The sequence below is a fragment of the Dyella monticola genome, from assembly GCF_003363155.1.
Taxonomy (GTDB): domain Bacteria; phylum Pseudomonadota; class Gammaproteobacteria; order Xanthomonadales; family Rhodanobacteraceae; genus Dyella_B; species Dyella_B monticola.
In genome coordinates this window covers 1-12256 of the sequence record NZ_QRBE01000005.1, presented here as the reverse complement: position 1 = coordinate 12256, position 12256 = coordinate 1, and the positions used below count along the sequence as shown (strand labels likewise).

General features: G+C 60.8%; 11 protein-coding genes. 3 read left to right on the top strand and 8 right to left on the bottom strand.

The window, feature by feature from the left end:
• Positions 1–42 precede the first annotated feature (42 nt).
• Positions 43–579, top strand: coding sequence for a Dps family protein (locus DWU98_RS10010; protein WP_115495427.1), 537 nt, complete (start codon positions 43–45; stop codon positions 577–579).
• A gap of 91 nt (positions 580–670) precedes the next feature.
• Here the strand turns inward: DWU98_RS10010 and DWU98_RS10005 are convergent, their stop codons facing one another.
• Entirely contained in the window at positions 671–1486 is an 816-nt protein-coding gene (locus DWU98_RS10005) for a DoxX family protein (RefSeq protein ID WP_158545029.1), read from the bottom strand.
• Between the two features lie 190 nt (positions 1487–1676).
• Here DWU98_RS10005 and bla point away from each other — a divergent pair, with 190 nt between their 5' ends.
• Positions 1677–2540 carry a class A beta-lactamase gene (gene bla / locus DWU98_RS10000; RefSeq protein ID WP_115495425.1) on the top strand — a complete coding sequence of 288 codons (864 nt, stop codon included), beginning with the start codon at positions 1677–1679 and terminating at the stop codon, positions 2538–2540.
• 123 nt (positions 2541–2663) lie between these two features.
• On the opposite strand, the gene DWU98_RS09995 is transcribed toward bla, so the two are convergent.
• From DWU98_RS09995 to baeS, 4 genes are read right to left on the bottom strand one after another with little or no spacing between them, the layout of a single operon-like run.
• The gene (locus tag DWU98_RS09995) at positions 2664–3206 is read right to left on the bottom strand and encodes a hypothetical protein (protein WP_115495424.1); all 543 of its coding nucleotides are present in this window, start codon (positions 3204–3206) and stop codon (positions 2664–2666) included.
• The gene (locus DWU98_RS09990) at positions 3196–4788 is read right to left on the bottom strand and encodes an FAD-dependent monooxygenase (protein WP_115495423.1); all 1593 of its coding nucleotides are present in this window, start codon (positions 4786–4788) and stop codon (positions 3196–3198) included. Before DWU98_RS09990 ends, DWU98_RS09995 begins: the two co-directional genes overlap by 11 nt.
• A 15-nt stretch (positions 4789–4803) precedes the next feature.
• Positions 4804–5493 (bottom strand): response regulator, encoded by a 690-nt coding sequence (locus DWU98_RS09985; RefSeq protein WP_115495422.1) that lies wholly within the window; start codon positions 5491–5493, stop codon positions 4804–4806.
• A gap of 1 nt (position 5494) precedes the next feature.
• Positions 5495–7009: a sensor histidine kinase efflux regulator BaeS gene (gene baeS / locus DWU98_RS09980; RefSeq protein ID WP_115495421.1), complete on the bottom strand. Its 1515-nt coding sequence runs from the start codon at positions 7007–7009 to the stop codon at positions 5495–5497.
• A gap of 189 nt (positions 7010–7198) precedes the next feature.
• Here baeS and DWU98_RS09975 point away from each other — a divergent pair, with 189 nt between their 5' ends.
• Positions 7199–8221 (top strand): AraC family transcriptional regulator, encoded by a 1023-nt coding sequence (locus DWU98_RS09975; protein WP_158545028.1) that lies wholly within the window; start codon positions 7199–7201, stop codon positions 8219–8221.
• 317 nt (positions 8222–8538) lie between these two features.
• On the opposite strand, the gene DWU98_RS09970 is transcribed toward DWU98_RS09975, so the two are convergent.
• The 3 genes from DWU98_RS09970 to DWU98_RS21690 form a co-directional block, all read right to left on the bottom strand.
• Entirely contained in the window at positions 8539–10986 is a 2448-nt protein-coding gene (locus DWU98_RS09970; protein ID WP_115495419.1) for a GH92 family glycosyl hydrolase, read from the bottom strand.
• 290 nt (positions 10987–11276) lie between these two features.
• Entirely contained in the window at positions 11277–11459 is a 183-nt protein-coding gene (locus tag DWU98_RS09965) for a hypothetical protein (protein WP_115495418.1), read from the bottom strand.
• Positions 11456–12103, bottom strand: coding sequence for a hypothetical protein (locus DWU98_RS21690; RefSeq protein ID WP_147293284.1), 648 nt, complete (start codon positions 12101–12103; stop codon positions 11456–11458). Before DWU98_RS21690 ends, DWU98_RS09965 begins: the two co-directional genes overlap by 4 nt.
• Positions 12104–12256 lie beyond the last annotated feature (153 nt).

Here is a 12256-nt window from a genome sequence, read left to right as displayed (position 1 = left end):
ATCTCTCATTCAACCACCCCTGTCGCGAGGAGAGAAAGCACCATGGCCAAACCGAACAAGGCCGACAAGGCAGCCAAAGCCAAGCAATTGCGAAAATCCCCCTTGAAAACCCCCAGCGCACTGGGTGAAGACGCGCGCCGCGACATCACCGCCGAGCTCAACACCCTGCTGGCCGATGTGTTCGCGCTCTATCTGAAAACCAAGAATTTCCATTGGCACATGACTGGCCCGCACTTCAGGGACTATCACCTGCTACTGGATGAGCAGTCCGACGAAATCTACGCCGCCACCGACCCGATCGCCGAACGCGTACGCAAGGTGGGTGGTACCACGCTGCGTTCCATTGGCGACATCGCCCGGCATCAGCGCCTGTCCGACAACGATGCGGATTTCGTCTCCCCGCAGGACATGCTGGCGGAACTACGCGAAGACAACGCCACGCTTGCCGAGCACATGCGAAAGACGCACGGCTTGTGCGACGAATACAACGACGTAGCCACGGCGAGCCTGTTGGAAAACTGGATCGACGAGGCAGAGCGGCGCGTGTGGTTCCTGTTCGAGACGGGACGCAACGTCTAACACATGCACATGACTTGCACCGTGCGTAATGCTCGATAGCTCGTTGCCCCGGCATACGCCGGGGCGACGAACGCATGGGGTGCCCCGCACTTCAGCGCAGCGCCAACGCAATCACCCGATTACGCGCACGGCTGAAAGAAAGCCACGGCGCATCGCGATACGAGGACGCCACGATCCACCCCGCGGCCGTGATCACCAACGAGATCATGCAGCCGGTCCACACAAAGCGCTGCGATGGCGCGGCCATCACCATCGGCATCCATACCAGCACGGTGAAGATGCCCATCATCCACGCTTCCAATGTGGCGGCCAGACGCGGCAATACATCCAGCGCCATGGCAAAACCCGCCGCGATATGTGCGATGCCCGTCACATAGGCCCAGCCCATGCGATAGGGAAGCCACGCCGGCACCATGTCCGCGGTCTCCTTGGCGTAAATCAGATGCTCCAGACCGATCAGCGGGAGTGCCAGCGCGAACGCAAGTCGCGCCATGCGCAGTGCGTTCGCGCCGCTCAATGCAGCGATGTAAGGCGCGCGGCCGGGTCGCGCGTTACAGGCATACAACGTCCAGCAACCCGCCACCAGCGTGACGATTTCCGCGCAGCCACCCCAGTTCACTTCATGCTGCGGCCCCATGATGACGCGCGGCACATGCAGCACCAGCAACCACACGAGCGTGTATACCAGCAGCACGAATGATGCCGGTGCGTGCGTGCGCCGAAGCAGCAAACCCACGCCACCCAGCAACATCACCGCTCCCGATAAGCATGCGAGCACCGCGCGTGCCGGGAGGCCTGGTGGCACCGGTTGCCACACGTAAGCGAAATCGCCGGAAAAAAGGCTCAGCAGACCCAGCACGACAAATGCCAGGGCAAAGACAGCACGACCGCTATCGGCACTACGCATGCAACGCTCCGTCGCAGAACAATGGCCCATTCAAATAGGCGCCGCGTGGCATGCAAGAGCCAATTGTCGCCGGCATCATCAGGCCAAATGCCCATTGCCAGGATTTCGCCCCGCCTTGCGCCGCCCCGGGTCGGTGCCGGTCGCTAGCATGGAGAATTCGCGCACGACGCGCATCACAAGAGAGATCATTATGGATCGACGACATCTGCTCAAAACGGTGGCTTTAGGTACAGCGGCCCTCGCCATGCGGCCCTCGCGATTGCTGGCGGCTTCCTCCGGCACCAACGCCTTTGCGGCCCTGGAACAGCGTTACGGCGGGCGCCTGGGCGTTGCGGTATGGGACACCGAGAACGAAAACCGTGCCGGCTATCGCGCCGACGAGCGTTTTCTTATGTGCAGCACCTTCAAGATGCTGCTGGCGGGCGCGGTATTGTCGCGCGTGGATCACGGCACCGAACGGCTTGATCGTCGTCTCGTGTTCGGCAAGGATGCTGTCCTCGCGTACGCGCCCATCACCAGCCAGCACGCAGGCCCGCCGGGCATGACCATCGGCGAACTCTGCGAAGCGGCGATCACGCTGAGCGATAACACCGCCGCGAATGTGTTGCTGACGCATCTGGGCGGCCCTTCCGTGGTGACGCATCTGGCGCGGCAGTTAGGCGATACGGTCACGCGGCTGGATCACGTGGAGCCCGAACTCAACCGTCCCAGCGCCGATGGCCTCAGCGATACCACCACGCCGAACGCCATGCTGGCGACCATGCACAGGCTGCTGCTCGGCGATGCGCTATCGCTCGCCTCGCGTCAGCAATTGACCGCATGGATGCTCGGCACCGTCACCGGCAAAAAGCTCGTGCGTGCTGGTGTGCCGGCCGATTGGCGGATCGCCGAAAAAACCGGAAGCAGCACCAGGCAGACCAATGACGTGCTCGTCATGTGGCCGCCCCGACGCAAACCGTTGCTGGTCACGGCGTACTACGACAATCCGGCGAAAGACACGCAAGCGCGCAGCGTTGTGCTGGCCGAAGCAGGGCGCATCATCGCGGCGTTTTAGCGTCGCGTCCTCAACGTATCCGTCGCTCCGGCGTAAGCCGGGGCGCAGTGACTCTGGGGACCTGCATGTCGCCGAGCCCCAGCCTTCGCCGGGGCGGCGTATCCATCGATATCGAGCGTCAGATCACGCTTCCGTTTGCGGCTTGCTCATGCGCAAATACAAACGCCCCAGGTAGAACAGCGCCAGGCACCGCCACAGAATGTGCACGGCCAGCGCCTTGTTCGCCACGCTGCCGAACTGCGTTTGCGTAAAGTGCAGCACGTTATAAGGCAGCGAGAACAGCTGATAGACCGCAAGAAAGCACAGCGCCAGCTTGCTGGGCTGCAGCCACAACCAGGTCAGGCCCACCGTGAGCCAGATGATGTCGATGAGGCTCGGCGACAGATACTGGCGCGACATCACCATGCCGAACACGAACCACACCAGATGGCCGCCCTGCACGCAAAACGGCGGCAGGATCTCCTGCCTTGCCGCGCCGAAAAGCCACTTGCCGGCAAGCCATATCACCGCGGTCGAAACCAGCGGCAAGAGCAGGTTGAAACCGGCGTACATGCCCATGCCCCAGCCGCCGATGGCAGCGACGACGCTTGCTATCTTTACGTATGTGCCGGCATCGGCTGGTGCCGCTGCGGACCCTTTGGTGCGCATGGATTGATCAGAATTCATCGATGTCCCCCCGCCCGCGGGGCGGATCGGACCGAGAGGATCGCGCGCGCGGAGGTAACAGCTTAATGCCTCGGGAAGTAAAATAGTTGTCTACGGCGTCTGGTGAGCCGGACACATCGGCCAGCGCCACATAGGTATCCGGGCGGATCAGGTACAGCGCGTTGCGCGCGAAACCCGCCGCTTCGTGGGCCGGATGCCAGCCGAAAACGTGCAACGGCAAGCCGCGGGCGGTGCACCACGCGCGCAAGGCGGCGCTGGCCTCGCCGTAAACATGCACCTGCCAGGCCATGCTCGCCAGGCTGGAAAAATTGTCATCGGCGTCCGGGCTCGCCCACGGCAGGCGGTCCCCGCCGTGCACCTCGCCGGCCGATCCTTCGGCCAATGGCCCCTTGCGATAGTTCAAAGTGATCTGCGACACCGTGCGGAACAGGAATTCACGCAGGCGTTCGGCATGCATGAAGGCAGGCATCAGCACCGGCACCAGCCGCGTGCGAACCAGCTCGGCGATACGCCCTTCCGCGGTGGCGAAGGTGAACACACGATCGGTGGTGGCGACCAGACGACGTGCAAAGCCGATGCGCTCGCTTTCGTAACTGTCCAGCAGGCTTTCGGGCGCTTCGCCGGCCACCACGCTGGCCAGTTTCCAGGCGAGGTTGATGGCATCGCCGATACCCGTATTCATGCCCTGGCCGCCGGCGGGACTGTGGATGTGCGCCGCATCACCCAGCAAAAACGCGCGGCCTTTGCGAAAGTGCTCGGTCACGCGGTGGTGCACGCGATAAGTGGAAAACCAATTCACCTGCCGCACCTGTAACTTCAAGTGTTCGATGGCGCGTCCACTCACATCCTCGAAGCGCAGCGACTCGGCATGTTCGGCCCGCTCATCGCGTACCGTGCCGATCAGGCGTACGCGGCCTTCGGCGGCCAGCGGAAAGATCGCGAGAAAATCCGCTTCATCCAGATCGATATGCAACTGACCATTGATGGACGGCCCGGACGCATCCACATCCGCCACGTAAAACACCTGCTTGTAGGTGCCGCCCGGAAACCCTGTACCGATCGTCTCGCGCACCAGCGAACGCGCACCATCGCAGCCGGCCAGATAGTGCGCCTCACACGCGTAGGGCGTGCCATCGGCGCCACGCAGGCGCGCGACAACGCACCCGCCTTCGTCCGCAAAGCCCGTCAGCTCGGTTCGCCGATGAACCTGCACGCCCGATGCTTCAAGACGCTCGACCAACAGGCGTTCGTGCTGATCCTGCGGAAAAATATGCAGGAAGGGAAACGGCGTGAGCCCGCTGCCCAGCGCTTCGAACGTCACCTGCGTGGCGCGTTCACCCTTCACCCACAGATTGATGGCTGGCACCTTCTGGCCCGCAGCGATCACCGTATCGGCCAGATCGAGCTGACGATAAAGCTCCAGCGTGCGCGCCTGCACGGCAACTGCGCGCGAGGTCGTACCGGGTGCGTCGGTTTTATCGATGATGTGGACGCTTGCGCCCAATCGAGTGAGCCATAACGCGAGCACCAGTCCGGTAGGACCTGCTCCGGCGATCAGGACATCGCAGCGCTTGCTATGCACGAGACATCCACCTCGTCACTCGATCTCTAGTTTGTAGCCTACTCCATAGATCGAGCGAATCGGATCGTGCGCGGGCGCTGCCTGTTCCAATTTGCGACGCAGGTTCTTGATATGGCTGTCGACTGTGCGATCCGTGACGATGCGGTGATCGAGATAGAGGTTATCCAGCAGACGATCGCGTGAAAAAACCCGCCCCGGGTTGGCGGCCAGCGTCTTGAGCAGACGAAATTCCACCGGTGTGAGTTCGAGCGTGGTGCCGTGAAATACAGCACTGTGTGTGGATTCGTCGATCCGCAACAGCGTGCTGCCGGCATCGGGCGGTTGGCGCGCACGTCGCAGGATGGCTTTCACGCGCGCCACCACTTCGCGCGGACTGAAAGGTTTGCAGATGTAATCGTCCGCACCCAGTTCCAGGCCCAGCAGCCGATCAATCTCTTCCACCCGCGCGGTGAGCATGATGATCGGCACGTCGCTGAAGCTGCGCAGTTCGCGGCAGATATCCAATCCGTCACGACCCGGCAGCATCAGGTCGAGCAATACCAGATCGGGCAACTGTCCCTTCACCGCGGGCACCGCGTCGCGACCGTCGGCGACCCAGTGGCTCTCGTAACCGCCCGCCTGCAGATAATCGGCCAGCAGCGAGGCCAGCTTGGGTTCGTCTTCCACGATCAGGATGCGCGCCCGTGTTGGCGAAGGTGTCTCCATGTCACAGCGTCTCCATCGGCAGGCGAACCATCAGCCACAGGCCACCCAGCGGGGACGGGTGCGCCTCGATCGTTCCACCGTGCGCCTCGACGATGGCGCGGCAGATGGACAGCCCAAGCCCCGCACCGCCGCTGGCGCGATTGCGCGATGCGTCCGCGCGATAAAAGCGCTCGAAAAGACGCGGCAAATGGCCCAATTCCACCCCGGGCGCCGAATCCATCAGGTCGACGATCGCGCTGTCGGCCATGACCCTTACCACCACGCGCAACACACCGCCGGCTTCGGTATAGCGCGCGCTGTTCTCGAACAGATTCGCGAACAGCTGATGCAGGCGATCGTCATCGGCGTTCACCCGCACCGGCGCGGGCGGCACGGTCAGTTGCAGATCGATGTTCGCGCGGCGCAGTCGTTCGCGGAAGATGTCGGCAATGCCTTCCAAGAGCTTGCCCAGATCCACCTCCACCTTGCGGTAGATCAGGGTGCCCACGTCGGCCAGCGAGATCTGGTAAAGATCGTCGATCAATTTGCTGAGCAACGCCACTTCGCTCTGCAGCGAGGTAATGGCATCGCGATCGAAGCGCCGCACGCCATCTTCCAGCGCTTCCAGTTCACCGCGGACGATCGCCAGCGGCGTGCGCAATTCATGCGACACATCCGCCACGAACTGGCGACGCGTGCGCTCATTGCGTTCCAGCGCCACGGCAAGCCGATTGAAATCGCGAGCGAGCTGGCCGAGCTCATCGTGCGACGGCGTTTCCACACGGGTGGTGTAATCACCCTTCGCCAACGCATGCGTCGCCTTGGCGATGCGATGCACCGGCGTCAGCAAGGTGCGTGCGAGCCACACAGCCAGTAACGCCGACAACAGCAGCGCCTGGACGCCGATAATCCAGCTCGCCTGATATTGGCCGTGCTGGAAGCGCACGTCGCCGGTTTCGGTGACATCTCGCAACGGCAGAATCATCAGCCAACCCACCGTGCGGCCATCGACCACGATGGCCCGCTTCAACGAATGCGCACCCTGTTCCACGGCGGGGCTGCCGAACAAAAGCTGGTTCTGCGCATCGAGCAGGGCGAAGCGAAAATCGGTGCCGGTAAAGTCAGAAAGGGAGCCGGGACCGCCCGGATGGTTCATGCCGGGCGGCCGCATACGCATATCCGGCGGTGGTTGATCGCTTTGTCCAGGCGGCGGCGCCAGCGCATTGCGCGGCGGTCCGAATGCGTCGCCCCTGCCAAAAAAATCGCCCGGCGGCGGCATGCGTCCAAAGTGGCTCGGCCGCATGATCGCAAACCATTCGCCGGGATTGTCGCGCAGGAAATCCCAACTGCCGTGCTGGCGATAGGCCCTGGCGAGCGAAGTGGCCACGCTATCCATGCGCTCCGCTTCCTGCTCGGCCAGATACCCCAGAAAACCGTGATTGAAACTGATGCGCGCCGCGATGCCCATCGACATCACGGCGAATACGGCCACGGCGAGCATGGCGAGAAAAAGCTTGGCGGTGAGGCCAGGGCGCATGGACAACAACGTGATCGGCGGGGGATTTCTGGGTCATTAGCGCCGGTAATCGGCGCCGTTTCAAGCGCGGGCGCGCAAATCCATGCAATCTCCAAATTTCCTGCACAGTCCTGGGCCATGGTGGGCCTGTCCGGCATCCTCCCTCAGGCACCGGGCGATTTCCCCGGATACCGTTCGTGGAGTGGCCACGTGCACAAGCTGTACAAAGATGATGTTCACATCGACTACGCCCTGGCCTTGCTGCAACTGTTGGAACAACAGGGCATCCCGCGTGAACAGGCCTTGCTGGGCACCGGCATCGGCGTGGACCAGCTGCAGGACAACGGCCGGCTGACCACACATCAGGATGCCTTGCTGCTCACCAACGCCGTGCGGTTGACCAACGATCCGGGCCTCGGCTACCGGATCGGCCTGCACAGCACACTGACATGGCACGGCATGCTCGGCTACGGCATGCTCAGTTGCGCGACGTTGGGCGACGCACTCGCGCTGTGGGCCCATTTTCTGGACCTGCGCACCACCACGTTCAGCATTCGTCTCGGCGAGCGCGATGGTTTTTCGGAACTGGTCGTGCACGACCTCGCGCCGCGCGCAGCGATGCGTTTTTGCGCGGTGGATCGACTGCTGACCATGACTACACGCCTATGCGAGCAACTGGCGCAACGCGTGCTGCCCGGCATCGAGAGCTGGCATCGCGGTCCCGAGCCGCTGCACTACGCGCGCTACCGCCATCGCGTGGTCGCCACGCGCTTCGAAACAGGCTTGTGCCTGGTGCGTATGCCGAGCGCGGAGCTGGCCAGTCCGCTGGCCAGCTCCAACGCCTCCACACTGCGACACATCACCTCGCAATGCGAACGTGAACGCGCGCGACAGCGCCGTTCCGATGACCTGGTCGTGCGCGTGATGGACTTTCTGCAAGCCCACGAGCAGACAGGCTACCCGAGTATCGAGGAAACGGCGCGCACGTTGTGTATGTCCAGCCGTACGCTCAAGCGCAAGTTGCAGCGATTAGGCCTGAATTTTCGTGGACTGGCCGATGATGCACGCAAGGAAGCCGTGATGCGCGACGTGCTCAATCCTGGTTTGCGCATGGATGAAATCGCGATGCGTATGGGTTACGCCGATCCGGCCAACCTCACGCGTGCGTTCCGCCGGTGGACGGGCGAATCGCCGAGCAAATATCGCGCGCGCTTGCTGTCCACTGGAACATAAGCACCACGCCTCGATTCCGCGAAATACCGTCCCCTCCCCTGCCCAGCAGGGGAGGGCTAGGGTGGGGTAACGCGAGCAAAGCTCGCGTGCTTTGCAGGCACAAAAAAGCCCGGTGCAACCGCGAATCGCACCGGGCTCGAAGCCACATCACATACGTACGTTTTCAGCAAGCCATGATTGTTTTTGCAAAGCTCCATGGATGAGCATCCATCATCCTGGCGAACACCGGGCCCCAGCGTCGTTTGCTTAAATCACTGGACCCCGGCGTTCGCCCGCGCGACGGCGCGCAGCGAACGCGCAAGCGCGACGAAAATGTATCAAGCCGTTGCCGCATCGCTCGCTGCATGTCCGAACGATGGCGGCCGCGCATCCGGTGCCGCGCCGAACTGTTTATTGGGCGTCGCGGACATCTTGAATTCCAGCACGCCGCCCGCCAGCAGTTCGGCGTGGCTGATCCAGCTCTTCGTCCACGGCCTGCCGTTCCACGTGACCGAATCAATGTAAGGATGATTCGGCCCATTATTAATGGTGCGGATCGTCAGCCTGCGACCACCGGCCAGTTCGATTTCCGCCCTGTCCAACAGCGGGCTGCCGAAAACATAGTTGGTGCTGACCGGATCGACCGAATACAGGCCAAGCGCACTCATGATGTACCACGCGCTCATCTGCCCGCAGTCTTCGTTGCCGGCCAAACCATCGGGTTCAGGCGGATACATGCTTACCGTCAGCATGCGTACGCGCGACTGTGTTTTGTAATGCGCGCCGGTATATGCATACAGATAAGCCATGTGATGGCTGGGTTCGTTGCCATGCGCATACTGGCCCACCATGCCCGCGATATCCGGCGGTGCATCTGCCGGCAGCTTGGAGCTGGTAGTGAACAGCTCATCGAGCTTGCGCTCGAAGGCATCATTGCCACCGAACAGGCCCATGTACGCATACAGATCGTGCTGGTTGAGGAAGGTCGCCTGCCAGGAATTGGATTCCGTGAAATCGCGCCATTGGCTGGAATGACCCATGCCGCGCGGATCGAACGGCTCCAACCATTTGCCATCTTCGCCGCGCGGGCGCACGAAGCTCACTTTCGTATCGAATACGTTGCGATAGTTGCGCGAACGCTGGCGCAAGGTTTCAGCCAATGCCTTCTCGCCCGCGCCCTCGGCCAGCTGCGCCATCGCCCAGTCGTCATACGCGTACTCCAGCGTCTTGCTGACGGCTTCGGGTTCTTTGTCGCTTGGGATGTAACCCATCTTGCGGTAATAAGGCAGACCACGGTAATCGTCTTCCATCGCACGCTTGCGATAAATCGGCCAGGCCTTCGCAAAATCGATGCCGGTAAAACCTTTGGCTTGCGCTTCGGCCAACAGCACCACCGAGTGGTAGCCGATCATGCAGCCGGTTTCCACGCCTTGCAGCGGCCACACGGCGGGGCCTTCCGGGCTTTCCTCGGCCATGCGCACCAGGCAATTGAGGAAATCCGGTACGCGGTCGGACTGATACAGCGTCAGCAACGGTGCCTGCGCGCGGTAGATATCCCACAACGAATACGTGCTGTAGTTGTTCTGCCCATGCTCAAGCTGATGGATCTTCAGATCCATACCGCGATAGCGGCCATCGACGTCGCTGAACAAGGTCGGTGCGAGCATCGTGTGATACAGCGAACTGTAGAACACGCGCAGATCTCGCTGCGACGAAGTTTCGACACGGATGCGGCTGAGTTCGCGCTCCCACGTATCGGCCGCCGCCTGCTGGTGCTGATCGAATTCCCACGCGGGCATTTCGGTGTCGAGATTGCGCAAGGCACCCTCGATATCCACGCCCGAAATGCCTACCTTCACCAACACCGGCTGCTGCGAAACATTGTCGATATGCAGCGCGGCTTTCAGATGCGTGCCTTTCAGCTCGCCGGTGCCATCCGGTGCGGCGACGTCTTCGGAATACAGCGTGGCGTGCGAGAACGGACGCGATACCTTCATCGCGAAATAAATATGCCGTCCATCCGCCCATTGGTGCACGCGGCGGCTGCCCACCAGCGTGTCGTTACCGACCACGCGCAGCTGCGCGTCGGTCACCTTGCACGGCGTCTTGTAGTCGTCGTGGAAGCCGTGCGCGAAATCCACCAGCAAATGACCGTTGCCCTGGCCGTGGAAGGTGTAGCGATGCATGCCTGCGCGCAACGTCGTCGTCAGTTCGGCGCGAATATCGTGATCGGTCAGATGCACGCTGTAATAACCCGGCCGTGCATGTTCCGCCGTGAAACGCGAACGGTAGCCCTTGCCGGGATTCGCCTTGCTGTTGGCCGTAAGCTGCGGCCCAGGACCGGGCGCACCATCGAACTGCGAGTGATAATTCCCGTGCGGCAAACCACGCTCGCCCGGCTGCAACAACACTTCGCCTTGCGCCGGCATCACCAGCACATCGAGCATGTCGGCCGCACCCGTACCGCTCAGATGCGTGTGCGAAAAGCCCATGATCGAACCATCGGCCTGGTGATAACCGGACGATGCATCCCAACCCGCATCATTCGTATCCGGACTCAACTGCACCATGCCGAACGGCATCGACGCGCCCGGATACGTATGCCCATGACCGCCGGTGCCAATGAACACATCGACATAGCGCGACACGCCGCTCGCAGCCACCACGCTACCTTTCGCGCGCGCTGCGGCTTCGGGACCTTCGGCGAACTTCGCCAACGCTGGTAAAGGACTGCCAAGCGTAGCCAGTGCTCCCAACCCCTGCAGGAACCGTCGACGTGACACCATGCTGTTTTCTCCACGAAACGCGCTACAAAACGAAAATCAGAAAGCGTGCGCGATTCAGTGGGAAACGAGCTTGCGCGACACCTTCAACCCAGGAGGGCGAACGGTCTGCGGAGGCCGTCGTCCGTCCTCCGACTGTAAACGAAAAATTTGCCTCGATCCAAATTTTTCTGTGTCAAATATAACTATTTGATTAATAAATATTTATATGGAATTTAGTTGCGATGCAACATTTTTCGATGGCAATAACTTCTGACAGATACCGGTATGGCGTATTCGTGTCGCGGTTACCACTAGCCTTTGCGCCAGCCTGCGTGGATGGCCTCGTCAGACAGGTTGATCCAGCCACGACGGGAACCGTTCCCGGTGAGGTAGTACACCTCGCTGCTGTCGCGATCATCCGGGTGCAGCGCATCCGGGCCCAGCACGCGGCCGTAGCGCAGCAGCTCGTAGCCGGGGCCGCGCCTACGAATCACGGGTCGGCGGTGACGTGGACGCTTTCGACGAGATTGACCATGTCTTTGATGATGTCGTCCCGGGCTTCTTTGGGGGAGGAAGGTTGAAAAGGCATATCTATTGAAACGAGATAGGACGGTGTTATACGCAAGATCCGCACCCCCTCCAATGCCAATAAAGTTCCCGCTTGATCTTTGGACCTTTCAATCTGGCGTCCGACAAGCACAACATCTTTGCCACGATAAATATTTTCAAAAGACAAATTCTTAAACGAAATAAAATAGATAAGCATAGGATTTCCCTTGAATGCCCAGTTTCCATTTTTGTCCTTAAAAAATCCCTGGTATGCGATAACGTCATCAATATCTGACGGTATCGTTATAAATAACGATAGATGATCATTGGAATTATAGACATTTCTCTTTTCTAGAAGACGTATAACGCACCCGCCATTGTCCCCGTAAGGTATAGCAAAGCGTCCCTCCCGTTGACGGGCCAAATATTTTGAATCTTCAAAATCAAATGTACATTGCTCAAAATTTTTCTTTGTAAGTGTCACGCCTTGCGTGACAGCAACCTGATAGGCATGAGCTGACGGCAATGGCGCCGCGATAGTCCACGCACTTGCGCACAACAACTTAATCAAAGAATTTTTTAATCTCACGGAGCCTTATCCTTTTAATCAGGCCGTTGCGGCGTGTGATCCACTTGGTAACTGGCGGTGCTCTTTGTCACCCAGTGGCCATTCTCGATGCCATATCGCGCAAAGGTCAGTTGCTGGGACGGGGTAAGCAACCGGGCGACATCGGTTTGGATC

Excerpts from the sequence above, each read along its gene's own strand:
- DWU98_RS09970 (WP_115495419.1), bottom strand. The coding sequence starts at position 10,986 with ATGGTGTCACGTCGACGGTTCCTGCAGGGGTTGGGAGCACTGGCTACG.
- bla (WP_115495425.1), top strand. The coding sequence starts at position 1,677 with ATGGATCGACGACATCTGCTCAAAACGGTGGCTTTAGGTACAGCGGCC.
- DWU98_RS09985 (WP_115495422.1), bottom strand. The coding sequence starts at position 5,493 with ATGGAGACACCTTCGCCAACACGGGCGCGCATCCTGATCGTGGAAGAC.
- DWU98_RS10010 (WP_115495427.1), top strand. The coding sequence starts at position 43 with ATGGCCAAACCGAACAAGGCCGACAAGGCAGCCAAAGCCAAGCAATTG.
- DWU98_RS10005 (WP_158545029.1), bottom strand. The coding sequence starts at position 1,486 with ATGCGTAGTGCCGATAGCGGTCGTGCTGTCTTTGCCCTGGCATTTGTC.
- baeS (WP_115495421.1), bottom strand. The coding sequence starts at position 7,009 with ATGCGCCCTGGCCTCACCGCCAAGCTTTTTCTCGCCATGCTCGCCGTG.
- DWU98_RS09995 (WP_115495424.1), bottom strand. The coding sequence starts at position 3,206 with ATGAATTCTGATCAATCCATGCGCACCAAAGGGTCCGCAGCGGCACCA.